13 protein-coding genes are annotated in these 20,123 nt (G+C 74.4%); 11 read left to right on the top strand and 2 right to left on the bottom strand.

Going from position 1 to position 20,123, the window contains the following annotated elements; all coding sequences use genetic code 11:
- Positions 1-10: 10 nt before the first annotated feature.
- From ACIBF7_RS16850 to ACIBF7_RS16820, 7 genes are all read left to right on the top strand, one after another.
- The gene (locus ACIBF7_RS16850) at positions 11-1,474 is read left to right on the top strand and encodes an SWIM zinc finger family protein (RefSeq protein WP_364232593.1); all 1,464 of its coding nucleotides are present in this window, start codon (positions 11-13) and stop codon (positions 1,472-1,474) included.
- The gene (locus ACIBF7_RS16845) at positions 1,471-2,850 is read left to right on the top strand and encodes a DUF5691 domain-containing protein (RefSeq protein ID WP_261808429.1); all 1,380 of its coding nucleotides are present in this window, start codon (positions 1,471-1,473) and stop codon (positions 2,848-2,850) included. The genes ACIBF7_RS16850 and ACIBF7_RS16845 overlap by 4 nt, the downstream gene beginning before the upstream one ends.
- The gene (locus ACIBF7_RS16840; protein ID WP_148030534.1) at positions 2,847-3,911 is read left to right on the top strand and encodes an AAA family ATPase; all 1,065 of its coding nucleotides are present in this window, start codon (positions 2,847-2,849) and stop codon (positions 3,909-3,911) included. Before ACIBF7_RS16845 ends, ACIBF7_RS16840 begins: the two co-directional genes overlap by 4 nt.
- Entirely contained in the window at positions 3,908-6,256 is a 2,349-nt protein-coding gene (locus tag ACIBF7_RS16835) for a DUF5682 family protein (RefSeq protein ID WP_397197497.1), read from the top strand. The genes ACIBF7_RS16840 and ACIBF7_RS16835 overlap by 4 nt, the downstream gene beginning before the upstream one ends.
- Positions 6,249-7,430 (top strand): VWA domain-containing protein, encoded by a 1,182-nt coding sequence (locus tag ACIBF7_RS16830; RefSeq protein WP_148030536.1) that lies wholly within the window; start codon positions 6,249-6,251, stop codon positions 7,428-7,430. Before ACIBF7_RS16835 ends, ACIBF7_RS16830 begins: the two co-directional genes overlap by 8 nt.
- A gap of 63 nt (positions 7,431-7,493) precedes the next feature.
- Positions 7,494-8,864 carry an MFS transporter gene (locus tag ACIBF7_RS16825; RefSeq protein ID WP_261808430.1) on the top strand — a complete coding sequence of 457 codons (1,371 nt, stop codon included), beginning with the start codon at positions 7,494-7,496 and terminating at the stop codon, positions 8,862-8,864.
- Positions 8,865-8,875: 11 nt separating this feature from the next.
- On the top strand, positions 8,876-9,886 hold the full coding sequence (locus ACIBF7_RS16820) for an enolase C-terminal domain-like protein (protein ID WP_187281060.1): 1,011 nt from the start codon (positions 8,876-8,878) through the stop codon (positions 9,884-9,886).
- A 22-nt stretch (positions 9,887-9,908) separates the two neighbouring features.
- Here ACIBF7_RS16820 and ACIBF7_RS16815 read toward each other — a convergent pair whose 3' ends face one another.
- On the bottom strand, positions 9,909-11,414 hold the full coding sequence (locus ACIBF7_RS16815; RefSeq protein WP_261808431.1) for an LCP family protein: 1,506 nt from the start codon (positions 11,412-11,414) through the stop codon (positions 9,909-9,911).
- Between the two features lie 142 nt (positions 11,415-11,556).
- Between ACIBF7_RS16815 and ACIBF7_RS16810 the strand changes: the two genes are divergently transcribed.
- Entirely contained in the window at positions 11,557-12,420 is an 864-nt protein-coding gene (locus ACIBF7_RS16810) for an enoyl-CoA hydratase-related protein (protein ID WP_148030537.1), read from the top strand.
- 1 nt (position 12,421) lies between these two features.
- Complete coding sequence (locus tag ACIBF7_RS16805; protein WP_148030538.1) at positions 12,422-13,348, top strand: alpha/beta hydrolase; 927 nt, start codon at positions 12,422-12,424, stop codon at positions 13,346-13,348.
- 19 nt (positions 13,349-13,367) lie between these two features.
- On the opposite strand, the gene ACIBF7_RS16800 is transcribed toward ACIBF7_RS16805, so the two are convergent.
- Positions 13,368-14,858, bottom strand: a complete 1,491-nt coding sequence (locus ACIBF7_RS16800) for an alpha/beta hydrolase family protein (protein WP_397197495.1) — start codon at positions 14,856-14,858, stop codon at positions 13,368-13,370.
- A gap of 106 nt (positions 14,859-14,964) precedes the next feature.
- On the opposite strand from ACIBF7_RS16800, the gene ACIBF7_RS16795 reads away from it, so the two are divergent.
- Positions 14,965-16,074 carry an exonuclease SbcCD subunit D gene (locus ACIBF7_RS16795; RefSeq protein WP_397197494.1) on the top strand — a complete coding sequence of 370 codons (1,110 nt, stop codon included), beginning with the start codon at positions 14,965-14,967 and terminating at the stop codon, positions 16,072-16,074.
- Positions 16,075-19,938 carry an AAA family ATPase gene (locus ACIBF7_RS16790; protein ID WP_397197493.1) on the top strand — a complete coding sequence of 1,288 codons (3,864 nt, stop codon included), beginning with the start codon at positions 16,075-16,077 and terminating at the stop codon, positions 19,936-19,938. It begins immediately after the preceding gene.
- Positions 19,939-20,123 lie beyond the last annotated feature (185 nt).

Genomic DNA, 20,123 nt, shown 5'->3' with positions numbered 1-20,123 from the left:
TGTGCGGCGAGTGATCGAACGGTGGAGCCGTGATCAGGTCCTCTCCCTCGCCCCCGACGCGTCCTCACGGAAGGCCGCCCAGGGGGTCGCCGCGCCGGGCAGGTGGCCGGTGCGCGGCCTGACGGGCGAGGTGCTGTTCGGCGAGTGCGAGGGCAGCGGCGCCACGCCCTACCAGGCCTGCGTCGACCTGGGCGAGCCCGCCTACCGGTGCAGCTGCCCGAGCCGCAAGTTCCCCTGCAAGCACGCCTTGGGGCTGCTGCTCCTGTGGTCCTCTGACGGCGTCCCGCATGCGGACGGGCTGCCCGCGTGGGCGGGGGAGTGGCTGGCCCAGCGCGAGGCCCGCGCCGCCCGCTCGGCCGCCCGCCTCGAAGCCGCGCCGTCCCCGCCGCCCCGCAACGGCGAGTCGTTGCGGCACGGGCGGGTCGCGGCCGGGCTGGCGGAGCTGGAGCGGTGGCTGGCCGACCAGATCCGCCAGGGCCTGGCCACGGCCGCGCCGCACGACTGGGAAGGTCTGGCCAAACGGCTCATCGACGCCCAGGCGCCGGGGGCGGCGGGCATGGTGACCAGGCTCGCCCGGGTCAGGGACGAGGACGAGTGGCCGGGCCGGCTGCTGGAGGAGCACGCCCTGCTCCACCTCCTCGCGGTCGCCTACCGCAGGCGTGCCGAGCTGCCCCCGGAGCTGGCCGAGACGGTGCTGATGCGGGTCGGGTTCCCGGTGACCCGGGAGGAGGTGCTGGCCCGTCCGGTGGTGCGCGACCGGTGGGACGTCCTCGGCCGGCGCGACGAGGAGCAGGACCGCCTCACGGCCCGCCGCGTCTGGCTGCGCGGCCGCTCGACCGGCCGCGCCGCGCTCATCCTGTCCTTCGCCCCCTCCGGCCAGCCCCTCGACGCCTCCCTGGTGACGGGCACCACCATCGACGCCGACCTCGCCTTCTACCCCGGCGCCGCCCCCCTCCGCGCCCTCGTCGCCCACCGCCACCCACCCGCCCTTCGGGAAGCCGTCGCAGAACACGCGCCGCAGCCCTCGGCTCCTTCGGGAACGCTCGCGGGGCATGCGTCGCCGTCCCTTTCGGGAGCCGGCTCTCCTCGTACGGGCGTGCGCGCCGACGCCTCAGAGGCGCCTCTGATGGGCGGATCGGGCGCCGAGACGGGGTCGTCTGCGGGGGATGCGCACGGGGCTTCTTCGGAAGCGGGCGGGGTCGTGCCGGGGATGAGTGCCGACGACGCGATGGGGGAGGTCGCCGCGGCGCTGGCCGCCGACCCGTGGACCGAGTCGTGGCCGCTGGTGCTGACCGGTGTGGTGCCGGGGGAGGCCACGCTGGCCGGGTTCCCGCTGCTGGCCTCGTGGCGCGGGGTGTGGCGGCTGCTCGCCGTGTCCGGCGGGCGGCCGGTGACGGTGGCCGCCGAGTGGACGCCGCGCGGCCTGCGCCCCCTGACGACCTGGGACGAGGACGGGACGGTGGTGATCCTGTGAAGACCGGCGACCCTTCGGCGGCACTCCGGGCGACGGCGAACGACTGGGAGGAGCTGGCCTCGACGGCCCTCGTCGGGACCGACCGCAGACCGTACCCCGGAGACCTGCTCGGCGCCGCCGCCGTCGAGACGGTGCGGCGGCGCGCCGGGCGGCGGCCCGTGGAGCCCGAGGGCGAGGAGGCCGCGCCCGGGGAGGAGCAGGAGCCGGTCGGCAGGCGCGCCGCCGAGCGGCTGGCGCGCATCGTGGGCGGCGAGCACGAGAGGCTGCTGCCCGAATGGCTGGCCGTCGCCGCCGCGACGGGCCGCAGGGTGCCGCCTTACGTGCTGCCCGAGCTGCTCGAACGCGGCCGGTGGGACCGATCCGTGCGCGCCCACCTCGGGGTGATCGCCGGACGGCGCGGCCGGTGGCTCGCCGCGCGCAACCCCGCGTGGGCCTACCTCCTGGACGAGCCGACCGGCGAGACGTGGGAGCTGGGCAGCGCCGCGGACCGGCGCGCCCACCTGCGGCGGCTCAGGAAGCAGGACCCCGCCGGGGCGCGGCGGCTGCTGGAGACCACGTGGGAGCGCGAGACGCCCGACGACCGGGCCGCGTTCACGGAGATGCTGGCCGACGGGCTGTCCATGGACGACGAGCCGTTCCTGGAGTCGGCGCTCGACGACCGGCGGCGCGAGGTGCGCCAGGAGGCCGCCAACCTGCTCACCCGCCTGCCGGGGTCCCGGCTGTCGCGGCGGATGGCCGAACGGGCCCGCGCCTGCCTGACCGTCACGCCCGCCGCGATCCTCGTCGAGCCGCCCGCGGGTTGCGACGGCGTGATGGAGCGCGACGGCATCAGGGCCAAGCCGCCGCGCGGGTTCGGCGAGCGGGCCTGGTGGCTGCAGCAGGTGATCGCCCGCGCGCCGCTGACGATGTGGGGCGAGCCGCCGGAGAGCCTGCTCGCCCGCCGCATCCCCGAGTGGGACGGCGAGGTGAAGGCCGGCTGGGTGCGCGCCGCGGTGTTGCAGCGCGACCCGGCGTGGGCGCGGGCGATGTTCGCCTGGGATCCGATCGCCGACCTGCTGGAAGCGCTCGGCCCTGACGAGCAGCAGGAGCTCGCCGCCGGGTTCACCCTGGGCCACGACCTCGACAGCCAGCTGATCATGGTGCTCGGCGGGGTGTCGCCCTACTGGCGGGAGCCGCTCGCCTCGGCCGTCCTGCACAAGATCGTCAAAGTGGCCGCCAGCCAGCCGTGGAACCTCGACGAGCTGGTCCGGCTGGCCGGCGAACGCCTCGACCCCGGCCTGGCCCCGCTGGCCGAGAGCTACTCGCCCGCGCCGGCCGTCCAGCGGGTGGCCGCCTCGCTGCGCTTCCGCGCCGACATGTTCAAGGAGTTGTCATGACCGTTCTGCGTCCCCACGCGGAAGACCAGTACGCCGACGAGCTGGCCCTGCTCGCCAAGGAGGACGACCGGGCGCGCCCGCCCGGCTGGAAGCTCTCGCCGTGGGCGGTCACCACCTACATCCTCGGCGACGGCGACCGCGTCACCCCCAAGTACGTCGGCGCCCGCCGCATCGTCGAGGTCGCCGTCGCCACCCTGGCGACCGACCGGGCGCTGCTGCTGCTCGGCGTGCCCGGCACGGCCAAGACCTGGCTGTCGGAGCACCTCGCCGCCGCCGTCAGCGGCGACTCGACGCTGCTCGTCCAGGGCACCGCCGGCACCGCAGAGGAGGCCATCCGGTACGGGTGGAACTACGCGCGGCTGCTGGCCGAGGGCCCGTCCCTGGACGCGCTGACGCCGTCCCCGGTGATGCGGGCGATGGCCGAGGGGCGGGTGGCCAGGGTCGAGGAGCTCACCCGCATGCCGTCCGACGTGCAGGACGCGCTGATCACCGTGCTGTCGGAGAAGACGCTGCCGATCCCGGAGCTCAACCGCGAGGTGCAGGCCGAGCGCGGCTTCAACGTCATCGCCACCGCCAACGACCGCGACCGCGGCGTCAACGAGCTGTCCAGCGCGCTGCGCCGCCGCTTCAACACGGTCGTGCTGCCGGTGCCCGCCACGGCCGAGGAGGAGGTCGACATCGTCGCCCGCCGCGTCGCCCAGCTCGGCCGCTCGCTGGAGCTGCCCGAGACGGCGACCGCGCTGTCGGAGATCCGCCGCGTCGTGACCGTCTTCCGCGAGCTGCGCGCCGGCCTGACCGAGGACGGCCGCACCAAGGTCAAGTCGCCCAGCGCCACGCTGTCCACCGCCGAGGCGATCTCGGTGCTGACCAGCGGCATCGCCCTGGCCGCCCACTTCGGCGACGGCGTGCTGCGGCCCGCCGACGTGGCCGCCGGCATCGTCGGCGCGGTGGTGCAGGAGCCGGTGTCCGACCGGGTGGTGTGGCGCGAGTACCTGGAGACGGTCGTGCGCGAGCGGTCCGACTGGCGCGACTTCTACCGCGCCTGCCGCGAGGTCTCATGAGCGGCGTCTCCGTCCTGGGCGTCCGCCACCACGGCCCCGGCTCGGCCCGCGCCGTCCGGGCCGAGCTCGAACGCCTGCGCCCCGACGTCATCCTCGTCGAGGGCCCGCCGGAGGCCGACTCCCTCGTCCGCCTCGCCCCTGACCTGGAGCCGCCGGTCGCGCTGCTGGCCCACGTCCCCGGCAGCGCGTCCAGCGCCGCCTTCTGGCCGTTCGCCCGCTTCTCCCCGGAATGGCAGGCGATCCTGTACGGGGTCGGGGCGGGCGTCCCGGTCCGCTTCTGCGACCTTCCCGCCGCCCACACCCTCGCGGAGCCCTCGGAGCCCGCCGAGCCCGCTCCGGAGTCCGCGGAGGAGTCGACGCGGCTCGATCCCATCGGGGCGCTGGCCCACGCCGCCGGATACGACGACCCGGAGCGGTGGTGGGAGGACGTGGTCGAGCACCGGGGCGACACGCCGTTCGAGGTGATCGCCGAGGCCGTGGCCGCCGTCCGGGAAGGGTACGTGCCGGCCGGGCGGGAGGCCAGGCGCGAGGCGTACATGCGCAAGACCCTGCGTGCGGCGATCAAGGAAGGGCACGGGCGGATCGCCGTGATCTGCGGGGCCTGGCACGTCCCCGCGCTGTCCGGGCCGCTGCCGCCGGTCAAGGACGACAACGCGGTGCTGCGCGGGATGCCCAGGGTGAAGGCGGAGCTGACCTGGGTGCCGTGGACGTACGGGCGGCTGGCCTGGTGGAGCGGCTACGGGGCGGGCATCACCTCGCCCGGCTGGTACGACCACCTGTTCACGGCCCCCGACCGGCCGATCGAGCGGTGGCTGACCGGGGCGGCGGGGGTGCTGCGCGACGAAGGGCTGGCGGTGTCGCCGGCGCACGTGATCGAGGCGTCGCGGCTCGCCCACGGGCTGGCGGCGCTGCGCGGCCGGCCGCTGGCGGGGCTGGGCGAGGTGACCGAGGCGGCCCGGGCGGTGCTGTGCGAGGGTGACGACCTGGCGGTCGAGCTGATCCACCGGCGGCTGGTCGTCGGCGACCGGCTGGGGCTGGTCACCGACGGCACGCCGATGGTGCCGCTCCAGCGTGACCTGCGCGACCAGCAGCGCAAGGTGCGGCTCAAGCCCGAGGCGCTCGACCGTGAGCTCGATCTCGACCTGCGCAAGCCGCTCGACCTGGCGCGCAGCCATCTGCTGCACCGGCTGCGGCTGCTCGGGGTCGGCTGGGGGGAGCCGGGGGAGGCGCGGGGCAAGGGCACGTTCAGGGAGACGTGGCGGCTGCGGTGGGAGCCGGAGTTCGACCTGGCGCTGATCGAGCGGGCGGCTCTCGGCACCACGGTCGCGACCGCCGCGACCCGCCACGCCCGCGACCGCGCCACCGGCACGCCAGTTCCCGGACCGATGCCCGAGGGCTCGCCGGGGCCCAGTGGGACGGCAGGGGGTTCTCCCGGGTCCGGTGGTGGGCCGGGCGGGGCGTCGCAGGGCGGTGGGTCCGGCGGGGTGTCGCTGGCGGAGCTGACCGGGCTGGTGGAGCAGTGCCTGCTGGCCGACCTGCCCGAGGCGCTGCCCGACGTGCTGGCCGCGCTGTCCGCCAAGGCGGCGCTCGACACCGACGTCACCCGGCTGATGGCGGCGCTGCCGGCGATGGTGCGCGCGCACCGGTACGGCGACGTACGCGGGACCTCGGCCGAAGGGCTGACGGTGATCGTGCGGTCGATGCTCGACCGGATCTGCGTGGGCCTGCCCGTCGCGGTGACCAGGCTGGACGACGAGGCGGCGGCCGGGCTGCTCGGCCACGTCGACGCCGTGCACACGGCCATGGGCCTGCTGGACGAGGGGCCGGGCGGGCCGGATCACGCGGGGGAGCCCGAGCAGCCCGGCGGCGGCGCGGCGTCGCCGCGTGAGCGGTGGCTCGCCACGTTGCTCGGGCTGTGCGGGCGTCAGGATCTGCACGGCCTGGTCGAGGGACGGCTGACCCGGATCCTGCTCGACGCCGGGGAGATCGACGACGCCGGCGACCGGATGGCCAGGGCCGCGTCGCGCGGCGAGTCGCCCGCCAGGACGGCCGCCTGGGTCGAGGGGTTCCTGTCCGGCGGCGGCCTGCTGCTGGTGCACGATCCGCGCCTGTTCGGGCTGGTCGACGAGTGGCTCACCGGGCTCGGCGCCGAGCAGTTCGTCGAGGTGCTGCCCCTGCTGCGGCGTACCTTCGGCAGCTTCGCCGTACCCGAGAGGAGAGCGGTGGGGGAGCGCGTGCGGCAGGGCGGGCGCGCGGCGGAGGCCGCGGAGCCGGAGCTGGACGAGCGGCGCGCGGGAGCGGCCGCGCGCACCGTGCTGGAGATCTTGGGGAGTGCGCATGGCTGACCAGGACGAGCGGCTGCGCAGGTGGCGGCTGGTGCTCGGCGGCGGCGACGCCGACGGCACCGGCCACGGCCTGCGGGGCGCCGACGCGGGGATGGACGCGGCGCTGGCCGCCCTCTACGGGCAGGGCGGCGGGGGCGGCAAGGCGGGCGGGCGCGAAGGCGGGCTGGGCGCGTCGGCGCCACGGGTGGCCCGCTGGCTGGGCGACATCAGGACCTACTTCCCCGCCACGGTCGTCCAGGTGATGCAGAAGGACGCGATCGAGCGGCTCGACCTCACCCGCCTGCTCCTGGAGCCGGAGATGCTGGACGCCGTCGAGCCCGACGTCCACCTGGTGGGCACGCTGCTGTCGCTCAACAGGGTGATGCCCGACCAGGCCCGCGAGTCCGCCAGGGCGGTGGTCCGCGCGGTGGTGGCCGAGCTGGAGAGACGGCTCGCCCAGAAGACCAGGGCGGCCGTCACCGGCGCGCTCGACCGCAGCGCCAGGAACCACCGCCCCAGGCGCGCGGCCGACATCGACTGGGACCGCACGATCCGCGCCAATCTGAAGAACTACCTGCCGGAGCGCGAGACCGTCGTCCCGTCGCGGCTCGTCGGCTACGCGCGCAGACAGCGGGCGGTCCAGCGCGAGGTGGTGCTGGCCATCGACCAGAGCGGGTCGATGGCGGCCTCGGTGGTCTACTCCAGCGTGTTCGGCGCCGTCCTGGCCTCGATGCGCTCGCTCAAGACGTCGCTGGTGGTCTTCGACACGTCCGTGGCCGACCTGACCGACCAGCTGCACGACCCGGTGGAGCTGCTGTTCGGCACCCAGCTCGGCGGCGGCACCGACATCAACAGGGCCATCGCCTACTGCCAGGGCCTCATCACCCGGCCGGCCGACTCGATCTTCGTGCTGATCAGCGACCTGTACGAGGGCGGCATCCGGCGGGAGATGCTGCGCCGGGTGGCCGCGATGACCCAGGCCGGCGTCCAGGTGATCGTGCTGCTGGCCCTGTCCGACGAGGGCGCGCCGTTCTACGACCACGAGAACGCGGCGGCGCTGGCGGCGATGGGCGTGCCCGCGTTCGCCTGCACCCCCGACGCCTTCCCCGATCTGATGGCCGCGGCGATCGAGCGCCGCGACATCGGCCGGTGGGCCGAACGCAACCTCGGCGGCCCCGGCCAGGCAGGTCCCTAGGGCGGACGGCCTACGCCCTGCGCCCGATGTGCCGGCCCGCCGGTTCGCGTAGCTTGACGGATCATGACGATGACTGCGGAGCGCGCCCCCGGCGTGCTCTCCTCCCGATACCGCGGGCTCAGCGTGGGGCTGGTCGCGCTGATCATGCTGGTGGCCTTCGAGGCGATGGCGGTGACCACCGCGATGCCGGTCGTGGCCCGCGAGCTCGGCGGCCTGCACCTGTACAACCTGGCCTTCAGCGCCACGCTGGCGGCGAGCGTGATCGCCACCGTGCTCGGCGGGCGGTGGAGCGACAGGAGCGGGCCGATGCCGCCCATCGCCGCGGGGGTGGCCGCCTTCGTCGCGGGCCTGCTGCTCGCGGGCGCGGCGCCGACCATGGAGGTCCTCGTCGCGGGCCGGTTCGTGCAGGGGCTCGGGGCCGGGCTGATCCAGGTGGCGCTGTACGTGTTCGTGGCCCGGGTGTACCCGCCGGAGCTGCACCCGAAGGTCTTCGCCCTGTTCTCGGCCGCGTGGGTGGTGCCCTCGATGGTGGGGCCGACGATCGCCGGGCTGGTGGCCGAGCACGCCGGCTGGCGGTGGATCTTCTACGGCGTGTCCCTGATCGTGGTGCCCGCGGCACTGCTGCTCTGGCGGGGCGGTGGCGACCGGGCCACGGGCGGGGCCGGCGCGGCGGACGCCCCGGCGATCGGCGGCAAGCTCGCCTGGGCCGCGCTCACCGCCGTCGCCGCCGCGCTCATCCAGTACGGCAGCGCGCTCGGGCTGGGCGGCGTGCCGCTGCTGGCCGCGGGCGGCGCGCTGCTGGCCGTCGCGCTGCCCCGGCTGCTGCCCGCCGGTTCGCTCCGGGCCGCCCGCGGCCTGCCGAGCGGGCCCGTGCTGCGCGGTCTCGCCTACGGCTCGCTCATGGCCGCCCAGGTCCTGATCCCGCTCATGCTCACCCAGGAGCGCGGTTTGTCGCTGGCCGCTGCGGGGGTGGTGCTGACGGTCGGCGCGCTCGGCTGGTCCGCCGGTTCCTGGATCAAGGGCCGCGGCACGATCGGCAACATGACCGCCCTGCGCGGCGGCGCCCTCATGATCGCGGCCGGCATCTCGCTGGTCTCGCTCGTCCTCGTCGACGCGGTCCCGATCGGGCTCGCGCACGTCGCGATGGCGATCTCCGGGCTGGGCATCGGCATGCTCCACCCCACGGTGTCGGTGCTGGTCCTGGAGATGTCGGCGAAGGGCGAGGAGGGCGGCAACGCGGCGGCGCTCGGGGTCGGCGAGTCGGTGTTCACCGTGGTCGCCGTCGCCGTTAGCGGCGCCCTGTTCACCGCCACCGGGCAGGGCTACCTCGTGGGACTCGCCTTCACCGTCGTGCTCGCCCTCGGCGCCGCGTGGGTGGCCCCCCGTTTCGTCCACCCCGCCGGGGCAGGCACACTGGAGGAGGCCGCGTCATAAGAGGGGGGCTCATGCCGCGAGTGCGGGAGCTGGAGGTGCTTCGTGTCGTGCTGCCCTACGGCAGGCGCACGGAGTGCCTGCTGGTGAAGCTGACCGACTACGGCGGCATGACCGGCTGGGGCGAGGCCGTCAGCCCCGCGCCCAAGTCCTGGTCCAGGCTGGAGGAGACGCTCGGGGCGGTGCTCATCGGCGTCGACTGGGAACACCCCGACAGCGTGCCCAGCGGTGACCCGGCCGTCGACATGGCCTGCTGGGACCTGTGGACCCGGATGCGCGGCGTGCCGCTCGCCGACGCGATCGGCGGCACCCGCACCTCGCTGATGGCGACCGTGCGGCTCACCCCCGACCTGTCGATAGAGAGCCTGGTGACGCGGGTCAACCAGCAGGTGTGCGCCGGCTACGGCCACGTGACGCTCGACGTGCGGCCCGGCTGGGACGTCGAGCCGGTCCGGGCCGTGCGCGCCGCCTACCCCGCGCTCACGCTCGCCGTCGACTGCGGCAACGCCTACACCGACGGCGGCCAGCTCGTCGCGCTCGACTCCTACGGGCTGGAGGTGATCGAGCGCCCCTTCCCGGCCGGCGACGTGTACGCGCACGCCGACCTGCAGGACCAGGTGAGCGCCTCGGTCGCGGTCGAGGTCCACCGCACCGCCGACCTCGACGACTACCTGACGCTGCGCGCGGCCAGGGTGCTGCTGCTGCGGCCGTCCGCCTTCCCGTCGATCAGCGAGACCCGCCGCGCCCATGACCGCGCGGTCGCGGCCGGGTGGGACATCCAGTGCGCGGGCGGTCAGGGCGCCGGGCTGGCCAGGGCGGCCACCGTCGCCGTCGGCAGCCTGCCGGGCTGCACGCTGCCGTGCGACGTGACGCAGCCGCCGCGCAACAACCAGATCGTCACCCCGGTCGTGGGCGCGAACGCGGGCGTCATCGCCGTCCCGTTCACCCAGCCCGGCCTCGGCCACACCGTCGACGAGACCCGGCTGCGCCGCCTGGCGAAGGACTACTTCACCTTCACCGGCTGAGCCGGATTCGGTCGAGCGGGCGCTAGGCCTTGCCGCAGCCCGCCGAGAGGTCCGTGGCGGAGCTCTCGTCAGGGTCCGCGGTCTTCTTCGGCGTCTTCGAGGGCGACGGCGTGGCGGTGGCCGCGAGGGTGGCCGCAGAGGTGGCCTCGGGGGTGGCGTCCGGGGTGGCCTCGGGGGTGGCCTCGGAACTGGCCTCGGGGGTGGCCGAGGCCGCGACCGGCGCGGCGCCGGTGGATTCGCGGAGCGCCTTGCGGACGAGCTTGCGGATCTCCCGCCAGTCGGGGTCGTACGTCTTGATCAGCGGCGGCACGAACTGGACGCTGGTCGCCTTCGCGTCCTGTGCCTTCAGCGCGAGCGGCACCAGATGGGTCAGCATGTCGCGGGGGATGTCGGTCTCGACCAGATCCTCGGTCGCCCCGGCGATCGCGGTGAACCTGGAGAGCACCGTCGCCGGGTCCGCCTGGTGGAGCAGCGCGCTGATCACGCATCGCTGGCGGCCCATCCGGGTGTAGTCGTCGCTGTTGGTGCGGGAGCGGGCGTACCACATGGCGTCCGCGCCCTTCAGCCTGCGCGTGCCGGCCTTCACCAGGCCCTCGTTGTACTTGCCGAAGACCACGTCCTGCTCGACGGTGATGGTGACGCCGCCGATCGCGTCGATCAGCCGGGCGAACCCCCACATGTTGACCAGCGCGTACCAGTCGACCTCCAGCCCCAGCGTGTGGCCGATGGTCTCCATCAGGACCCCGGGGCCCTGGTCACGCTTGCCGCCGAAGATCTCCGGGTGCGCGTCGGAGTACTCCCAGACGCTGTTGAGCAGGTCGCTGCGGCCGCCGGCGGCGTCGGCCGGCAGGCGGAAGCCGTCGGGGAAGCGCTCGGCCATCGGCGTGCCCGGCTTGAACCGCACGTTCTCCAGGTTGCGCGGCAGGCTGAACAGGACCGTGTTGCCCGTCTTCACGTCCACGCTGGCCAGGTGCATGCTGTCGGTGCGGACGCCCGGCCGGTGGTCGTCGGCGTCGCCGCCCAGCAGCAGGATGTTCACCCGCTCCCGGCCGGCCCACGGGTCCTCGGCCGGCACCGGCCGGTCGCCGTCGGCCTGGGGGTCCGTCCCGGGGTTCTTGAAGATGTGGTTGATCGTCTCCCGGCCCGTCCACGCGTACTGCGTGACCAGCGCGAACGGCGTGAGCACCGCGACGGCGAGCAGCCCGGCGAGCGCCCCGGTGACGATCTGCTCGGCCTGGCGCAGCAGGCCGGGCCGCAGCACCGTGAACGAGTGCACGATCAGGGTGAACCACGCGATGCCCAGCAGGCCCGCGGCGAAGGTGCCCAGCACCAGCGAGGTGTCGTCGACGAGCACCCCGGCCAGGGAGCCCAGGTCGGTGGTCAGCCAGAGGGCGAGGAGCCCGAGCAGGGCGGCGGCGTACACGCTGAGCAGCGTCAGGCCCGTCCTGCGCCACCCCGCCTTCAGGTGGGCGGCGCCGGGCGCCAGCGCAGCGAGCACCAGCCAGCCGACGAGCCGTAGCGCACCCACCCGAATCCTCCCCTGGAACACCAGATCACCGCTTCCCCGAAGTTCATCACATAGGCCCGAATCGAGGCGGCAGCCTACGGACAAAATACGAAATCTATGTTTATGAATGGATGAACATCTGTCACCGAATAAGATTCGGTCCATGGCGTTCACCGAGATCCAGTACGGCGTGGCCGACCAGGTCGCGACCATCACCCTGTATCGCCCCGACCGGCTCAACGCGTTCACGCTGACCATGCGCGCCGAGCTGATCGAGGCCTTCGACCTGGCCGACGCCGACGACGAGGTGCGCGCGGTGGTCGTCACCGGCGCGGGCCGGGCCTTCTGCGCGGGCGCCGACCTGAGCGGCGGCGGCGGCACGTTCGGCCGGTCCGGACGCGAAGCCGAGCTGGTGAACGGCTATCCGCGTGACGGCGGCGGCACCGTCGCGCTGCGCGTCGCCCGATCGCTCAAGCCCGTCATCGCCGCGATCAACGGCGCCGCCGTCGGCGTCGGCCTCACGATGACGCTGCCGATGGACATCCGGCTGGCCGCCGACACCGCCAAGCTCGGGTTCGTCTTCGCCCGCCGCGGCATCGTGCCCGAGGCCGCCTCCAGCTGGTTCCTGCCCAGGATCGTCGGCATCGCGCAGGCCATGGAGTGGGCCGCCACCGGCAGGGTCTTCGGCGCCGCCGAAGCGCTGGAAGGCCGGCTGGTGTCACGCGTCTACCCGGGAGAGGAACTGCTGCCCGCCGCGTACGCGCTCGCCCGCGAGATCGCCGAGAACACCTCCGCGGTGTCGGTGGCCGCCGTGCGCAGGCTGATGTGGTCGGGGCTGTCGGCGTCCTCGCCGTGGGAGGCGCACGCGGCCGACTCCCGGCTCATGACCGAGCTGGGCCCCGCCGCCGACGCGGCCGAGGGCGTCACCGCGTTCCTGGAGAAGCGGCCGCCCGCCTTCCCGATGTCCGTCGGCGAGGACCTCCCCCCGGGAGTGCCGTCGTGGCCCGATGATCCGTATGGTGGCTGACATGTACGAGACGACCGTGCTCGCCATGCCGCCCGACTACGAGGGCGAGGTCGTGGCGACCCTGATCTCCAAGCGGACCGGATCGCGCCGGGCGGTGCTCTACATCCACGGCTTCACCGACTACTTCTTCCAGGACCACCTGGCCGACCACTACGTCGGGCACGGCATCGACTTCTACGCGCTCGACCTGCGCAAGTACGGCCGCTCGCTGCTGCCGCACCAGACCCGCGGCCTGGTGCGCAGCGTCACCGAGTACTTCCCGGAGATCGACGAGGCCGTCCGCCTGATCCGGCGCGACCACGACGAGCTGACCATCAACGCCCACTCCACCGGCGGGCTCATCGCCCCGCTCTGGGCCGACCGGGTCCGCGGCCGCGGCCTGGTGCAGGGGCTCGTGCTCAACAGCCCCTTCTTCGACCTCAACGTCTCCCGCCCGCTCCGCCTGGCCGCCGACCTGCTCAAGACCCCGCTCTCGTACGTGCTCAGGCCGCTCCCGCTCGGCTCCAGCCACGCCTACGGCCACAGCCTCCACCGCGACCACGGCGGCGAGTGGCACTACGACCTGGAGCTGAAGCCGCTCGGCGGGTTCCCGGTGCACGCCACCTGGCTGGCCGCCATCCGGCGCGCCCAGCGCCGCCTGCAGTGCGGGCTGAAGGTGGACGTGCCCGTGCTCGTCCTCGCCGCGGGCAAGGGCCTGCGGGTACGGGACTTCGTACCGGAAGCACGCTCGGCCGACATCGTGCTCGACCCCGAACACATGGCCCGCTGGGCGACCTCGCTCGGCCCGCACGTCACGTGCGTGCGCGTCGACGGCGGCGTGCACGACCTGGTGCTGTCGGCCGAGCCGGTGCGCAAGCAGGTGTTCGCCGAGCTCGACCGCTGGATGGCCACCTATGTCGGGTCGCGTCCAGCGGCCGGGCTGACGTAGTCCGCGCCGATGCGGCCCCCTACCAGGGGAACGAGAACAGCCCGTAGTAGGCCGCCGCGACCAGCAGCAGGCCGGTGCCGCCCAGCACGCCCGCGATCGCCACGTGCTGCCAGCGGCTCGGCCGCATGCCCTCGCGCAGGCCCGACACCACAGCGGCCACCGCGGTGACCTCCTGGATGAGCATCAGCACCGCCAGCACCCGCACCACGAGCCAGCCCGCCAGCACCGCCGGCCAGGCCCCCGCCTGGTTGATGCTGAACAGCACCAGCAGCATGATGAACGCCACCACCGACAGCAGCAGGCCGAGACCGGTCCACACCATCTTGGCCAGCCTGCGCCTGATCGGCGGCCACAGCCTGGCGTTCAGCTCAGGGATGTGATGCCGGCCGCGCAGCCGCACCACCATCGCAGCGACCGGGCCCGCCACGTAGCCGACGGCGGCCAGGCAGATCGTCAGCCCCAGCATCGTGCCGCCCGCGTACCACGGCGCGGCCGGCACGTCGGCCGCCTGGAACCGCTGCACCGGCGTCGCCCCCGCGACGTGCGCCGTGGGTCTGGCGGTGGCCGGCAGGCTGAGGATCCAGTTGGCGAGCGTGTCGAGGTAACCGGCGGTGAAGTCGCCGCCGCGCACCCGCATCGCGTGGTCGCCCTCGGCCATGAAGCGGATCGTGTAGCGGTCGTTCCCGGCCGCCTTCATGCCGCGCAGCAGGGCGTCCGTCGACTCCACGAACGGGATCGACGGGTCGGTGGTGCCGTAGAAGGCCAGCACCGGCTGCTCGATCCGGTCCAGCGCGGGCTGCGCGTCATAGCGCAGGAAGTCGAAGCCGACCGCGCCCATCGCCCTGGTCAGCAGGTCGCGCACACCCACCGGGGCGCGCAGCCGCAGCAGCTGCTCGTTCAGCGCCCAGGCGACCTGCCGCAGCGGCGAGACGTTCGGCGACGAGACCAGCACCACGAACCCGACGCTCGCGCTCTTGGCCGCGGCGATCGGCACCACCCAGCCGCCCTCGCTGACGCCCCAGACGCCGACGCGGACCGGGTCGACGTCGGAGCGGGTGCGCAGATACTCGACCATGCGCAGCGCGTCGTCCGCGAGCAGCGAGAAGTCGCGGTCGCGGAAGTTGTAGCCGACCGTCCGCTTGTCGAACGCCAGCGTCACCACACCCGACCGGGAGAGGAACTCCGCCTGCGGCGTGAACTCCGTCCGCGACCCGTTGCCGGAGCCCGACACGAACACCATCGCCGGGTAGCGGCCCGGCTTCACCGGAAATCGGACCGTTCCGTGGAGCGTCTGCCCTTCGGCCCGGACCGAGATCTCTTCCTGCCGGAAGTCGGAGACCTTCGCCACCGGGCGCAGCTCCGCGGGGGGCTGGGGAGGCAGCGATTGTAATGCGACATCGGCCTTGAGCGGCGGCGGGTCGAACGCGGGCGGCAGGATGTACCCGACGGACGCCAGAGCCACCAGCAACAGACCGGCGGCAACGCTCAGAATGCCACGGCCAGTCCGCATCGGCCTCCCCATGTGCGTTGGTTTGCCCGTCGATCTTTCAGCTTACTCCCAGCTCATGTGGCGCAGGGGGCCGCATTTGTCAGCGGGACCTGTTAGCTTCCTGCGAATGCGGATCCTGCACACCTCCGACTGGCACCTGGGCCGCTCGTTCCACCGCGAGAGCCTGCTCGACGGGCAGGCGGCGTTCGTCGACCACCTGGTGGAGACCGTGCGGGCCGAGCGGGTCGACGTCGTGCTCGTCGCCGGCGACGTCTACGACCGGGCGCTGCCGCCGGTCGACGCCGTCGCGCTGTGCAACGAGGCGCTGCGCCGCCTGCGGGAGGCGGGCGCGCGCACGATCCTGATCAGCGGCAACCACGACTCGGCGCGCCGGCTCGGCTTCGGCGCCGCCCTGATCGAGGCGTCGGGCGTCCACCTCCGCACCGACCCCGCCCAGGCGTGGGAGCCCGTGGTGATCGACGACGTCGCCTTCTACGGCATCCCCTACCTGGAGCCCGAGCTGGTCCGCCGCCCCTGGGAGCTGACCGAGCGCAGCCACACCGCCGCGCTCACCCACGCCATGGACCGCGTCCGCGCCGACGCCGCCCGCCACCCCCGCTCGGTGGTGCTCGCGCACGCGTTCGTGACCGGGGGAGCGGCCAGCGACAGCGAGCGCGACATCAGCGTCGGCGGGGTCGCGCACGTCCCGCTGGCGGCCTTCGCCGGGGTCGACTACGTCGCGCTCGGCCACCTCCACGGCCGCCAGCGCATGTCCGAGACCGTCCGCTACTCCGGCTCCCCGCTGGCCTACTCGTTCTCCGAGGCGGGGCAGCTCAAGGGGTCCTGGCTGGTGACGCTCGGCTCGCGCGCGGAGTTCGTGCCCGCGCCGGTGCCGCGCCCCGTCGGCCGCCTCTCGGGCCGGCTCGACGACCTGCTCACCTCGCCCCGGTACGAGTACGTCGAGGATCACTGGCTGCAGGTCGTCCTCACCGACCCCGTACGGCCGCGCGCCGCCATGGACCGGTTACGCGCCCGCTTCCCCCACACACTGGCCCTGTCCTTCGAGCCGGAAGGCGAGCGGGCCGCGCCCGCGCCGGCCAGGCTGCAGGGGCGGCCGGAGGCGGAGGTCGCGCTCGACTTCGTCCGCGAGGTGCGCGGCGAGCCTGCCACACGCGAAGAGCAAGAGCTGCTAAGACGGGCCATCGAGGAGTCGAGGGTGAAGGAGACGATGGCGTAGATGCGGCCGCACCGGCTCTCGCTGACGGCGTTCGGGTCCTTTCCCCGGCCCGAGACGGTCGACTTCGACGCCTTGACCGAATCGGGGCTGTTCCTCGTGCACGGGCCGACGGGGGCGGGCAAGACCACCGTCCTCGACGCCCTCTGCTTCGCCCTCTACGGGCAGGTGCCCGGCCAGCGCAACAGCGCCCGCAGCCTGCGCTGCGACCACGCCCCGCCCGGGGCGGGGCCGTCCGTGACGCTCGAAGTGAGCATCCGGGGCCGCTTACTCCGCATCCACCGCTCCCCGGCCTGGCAGCGGCCCAAGCTCCGCGGCACCGGCTACACCGAGGAGAAGGCCAAGGTCATCGTCGAGGAGCGGCGCGGCTCCGGCTGGGTCGGGCTGACCACCCGCGCCGACGAGGCGGGCGACCTGGTGGGCGGGCTGCTGGGGATGAACGCCGACCAGTTCTGCCAGGTGGCGATGCTGCCGCAGGGCGACTTCGCGCGCTTCCTGCGCGCCGACGGGCTGGAGCGCCGCAAGCTGCTGGAACGGCTGTTCACCGTCAAGATCTTCACCCAGGCCGAGGCGTGGCTGGCCGAGCACCGCAAGCAGGCGTTCCGGTCGCAGCAGGAGCTGCGCCAGCAGGTGGAGTACGCCGTCCACCGAGTCGCCGAAGCCGCCGGCCCCGCCCTCCTCCACCCCACCCCTCCGGAGCCCACCCCCGCCCCTGCCGGCTTCCACCTCACCTCGGCGGAGAACGCGACCGGTTCCACTCCGCCGGGCGTCAGGTCCGTTCCGACGGAGAGGGCCGCTTCGCTGGAGGCCGGTGTCGCTCCTGAGCCGCCTGCTCCGGAGGAGGACCCCGTGTCCTGGGCGGGTCTCCTTCTGAAGGCCGCCGAGGCCGCCGTCTCCCGCGGCGCCGATGACCAGGCCGAGGCCGAGGAGGCGTGGCGGGCCGCGACCGGGCGGTTCGACCGGGCGTCCGCTCTCGCCGAACGGCAGCGCCGCCACGCCGAGGCCCTGACCCTGCGCCGCACCCTCGACGAGCGGGCCGAGGAACGCGCCGAGCTTCAGGCCATCCTCGACGACGCCCACCGCGCCGGCTCCGTCGTCCCGCTCATCGCCGCCGTCCGCCAGCGCACGGAAGCCGCGGCCAAGGCCCGCGCCCTCGCCGCCGACGCCCTGGCCCGCGCGCGGCCGATCCTCCTCCGTACCCCCGGAGGCCTCGACGAGCCGTCGGAAGTGGCCGGGTGGGTGGCTCCCGAGCGGCTCGCCGTCCTCGAAAGGGAACGCCGGAGCGAGATCGCCCGCCTGTCCGAGCTGCTCACCGAGGAAGCACGGCTGCTCGTCGTACGGCGGGACCGCGCCCGGGTGGAGGAGGAACTGACCGCTCTCGGACGCGAGGACGTGCAGGTGGGTGAGCGGCTGGCCGCCCTGCCGGCGCTCATCGAGGAGGGCGAGCGGAGGCTGGCCGGGGCGCGCGCCGCCGCCGCCCGGATCCCGGCGGTCGAGGCCGTACGAGAGGTCGCGGCCCGCCTGATCGAGACCGATCGGGAGCTCGCCCGGCTGGCCACCGAGCTGGAGGCGCTGGGGGAGCAGGAGGCGGAGGTCGCGGCCGCCGAGGCGGAGCTGCCCGAGCGGGTCGCCGAGGCCGCCGCCCGGCTGGCGGAGGTACGCGCCGAGGCAGCGGGCATCCCGGCGGCGGCCGCCGTCCTGGACTCGGCCCGCACGACGCTCGACCAGGCCCGCCGCCGCGACGCGCTCGCCGCCGAGCTGGAGGACGCTCGGGCCGTGCACCAGGAGGTCGTCGACCGGGCACAGAACCTGCGCGAGCGCTGGCTCGACATCCGTCAGGCCCGCATCGACGGGATGGCCGCCGAGCTGGCCCGCGACCTCGCCGACGGGCGGCCGTGCACGGTCTGCGGCTCCGACCACCACCCGCACCCGGCGTCCCCTGCGCCCAGCGCGCCCTCACCGGACGACGAGCTCGACGCCGAGCGCGAGCACGAGGCGGCGGTCGCCGAGCGCGAGTCCGCCGAGCGGGTGCTCGCCTCCCTGGACTCCCGCCACGCCGACGCGCTGGCCGCCACGGCGGGGCTGGCCGTCGAGGACGCCGAGGCCGGAGTGGAGGAGGCCGAACGGGAGCTGACCCGCCTCCGCGAGGTCGCCGACCGCGAGCCGCGCCTGGCGGCCGAGCTGGAGCGGGCGGAGGCGGAGCGCGAACAGGTCCGCGACCGCGCCCGCGAACTGGGCGAGACCCTCGCCGCCCACCGCACCCACACCACCCACCTGCGAGCCGAACGCGCCCGCCTCCACACCCGCCTCACCCTGCGCGACGTCATCGAGAACGCCGCCCCACGGCACCTTGAGAACGCGACACAGGCCCCGGACACCTCCGACGAGGCAAGAGGCCTCGATCAGGAGGACCTGCGTGGGTTGGCGGATGGCGAGGATGTCCGGCGGGAGAGCGTGCGTGAGTCGGGTCTGCTGGACGGTGAGAGCGCCCAGCGGGAGAAGGTCCGGCGGGAGAGCGTGCGCGAGTCGTCGCATCTGCTGGACGGTGAGAGCGCCCTGCGGGAGGGCGTGCGCGGGTCGGCGGACGGTGAGGAGGTCCGGCAGGAGGACGTGCGTGAGGCGTTGCGCCTGCTGGATCGGGAGGTCGCCCGGTTGCGGGAGGTCGCAGGGGAGGAGGGCGCGCTGGTCGCGGAGGTGACGCGGCGCGGGCGTGAGAGGGAGGCGCTCCAGGAGGAGGCGCGGCGGGTGGCCACGAGGCTGGCCACCCGCCGGACCCGCCAGGAGGAGCTGAGCGCCGATGCCGCGCGGCTGGGCGCCAGGCTGGACGAGGCGCGCGGCGACGACCCCACGATCACGGCCCGGCTGACCAGGCTCACCGACGAGGCCGAACTCCTGGGGGAGGCGCTGGAGGCGACCAGGGCGGCCGTGGCCGCGGAAGGCGAGCGGGTCACGGCACACGACGCCGCTCAGGAGGCAGCGCGTGAGGCCGGGTTCGCCGACACCGCCGACGCCTCGGCCGCCGCCAGGAGCGCCGCCGAGCTGGAGAGCAAGGCCGAGACGCTGCGCAGGCTGGACGACCAGCTCGCCGCCGTCACCGCCGTACTCGAGGACCCGGAGCTGATAGCGGCGGCCGCGGAGCCGGCGCCTGACCTGGCGCGGCTCTCTGCCGAGAGGGACGAGGCCGAGCGGGCCCGCACCGCCCTGGCCTCCGCCCGCGACCGGGCCGAAGCCAGGGCCGACCGGCTGGCCGAGCTGCGCGAGGAACTGGCCGGATGCGTGGCCCGGTGGCGGCCCGCCGCCGAGCGCCACAAGCTGGCCGAGCAACTGGCCGCGCTGGCCGCCGGCACGTCCGGCGACAACCAGTGGAGCATGAGCCTGTCCTCCTACGTGCTCGGCGAACGCCTCCGCCAGGTCGTGGACGCCGCCAACGACCGCCTCGACCACATGTCCGGCGGGCGCTACCTGCTCCGCCACGACCTGGCCAAGACCGCCGGGTCCCGGTCGCGCTCCGGCGGCGGCCTGGGTCTCCGGGTGTTCGACGGGTGGACCGGGGTCGAGCGTGATCCGGCCACGCTGTCCGGCGGGGAAAGCTTCATCACCTCTCTGGCGCTGGCTCTCGGCCTGGCCGACGTGGTGACGGCCGAGGCGGGCGGCGCCGAGATCGGCACGCTCTTCGTCGACGAGGGGTTCGGCACCTTGGACGAGGACACCCTCGACGGCGTGCTCGACATCCTCGACGGTCTGCGTGACGGCGGCCGCGCGGTGGGCATCGTCAGCCACGTGGCCGAGCTGCGCTCGCGCGTCCCCGCCCAGCTCAAGGTGACCAAGACCCGCACCGGCTCCACCTTGGCGGCGACCACCGGTTAGGCCCCGTTCCCGCGGATCACCGTAATCGCTGATCTGCGACGATGTGGCACGTGCGGAAACGCGGCAGGCCAGATGGGGCGGCCTGGACCCCGCGAATACCGCCGAATGCGACGTAACGGCCCAGGCGGCTCCGTATACTCCCGCACGTCGTCGATCGGGAGGTCTGATCGTATGCGTGGCGCCGG

This window comes from Nonomuraea sp. NPDC050478 (assembly GCF_044458265.1).
Lineage (GTDB): Bacteria > Actinomycetota > Actinomycetes > Streptosporangiales > Streptosporangiaceae > Nonomuraea > Nonomuraea ferruginea.
This window is presented reverse-complemented; position numbering and strand designations above follow the sequence as displayed.

Bases quoted from the DNA above. Each gene is read 5' to 3' on its own strand.
- ACIBF7_RS16840 (WP_148030534.1), top strand. From the start codon at position 2,847: ATGACCGTTCTGCGTCCCCACGCGGAAGACCAGTACGCCGACGAGCTG.
- ACIBF7_RS16835 (WP_397197497.1), top strand. From the start codon at position 3,908: ATGAGCGGCGTCTCCGTCCTGGGCGTCCGCCACCACGGCCCCGGCTCG.
- ACIBF7_RS16830 (WP_148030536.1), top strand. From the start codon at position 6,249: ATGGCTGACCAGGACGAGCGGCTGCGCAGGTGGCGGCTGGTGCTCGGC.
- ACIBF7_RS16825 (WP_261808430.1), top strand. From the start codon at position 7,494: ATGACGATGACTGCGGAGCGCGCCCCCGGCGTGCTCTCCTCCCGATAC.
- ACIBF7_RS16820 (WP_187281060.1), top strand. From the start codon at position 8,876: ATGCCGCGAGTGCGGGAGCTGGAGGTGCTTCGTGTCGTGCTGCCCTAC.
- ACIBF7_RS16810 (WP_148030537.1), top strand. From the start codon at position 11,557: ATGGCGTTCACCGAGATCCAGTACGGCGTGGCCGACCAGGTCGCGACC.
- ACIBF7_RS16805 (WP_148030538.1), top strand. From the start codon at position 12,422: ATGTACGAGACGACCGTGCTCGCCATGCCGCCCGACTACGAGGGCGAG.
- ACIBF7_RS16800 (WP_397197495.1), bottom strand. From the start codon at position 14,858: ATGCGGACTGGCCGTGGCATTCTGAGCGTTGCCGCCGGTCTGTTGCTG.
- ACIBF7_RS16795 (WP_397197494.1), top strand. From the start codon at position 14,965: ATGCGGATCCTGCACACCTCCGACTGGCACCTGGGCCGCTCGTTCCAC.
- ACIBF7_RS16790 (WP_397197493.1), top strand. From the start codon at position 16,075: ATGCGGCCGCACCGGCTCTCGCTGACGGCGTTCGGGTCCTTTCCCCGG.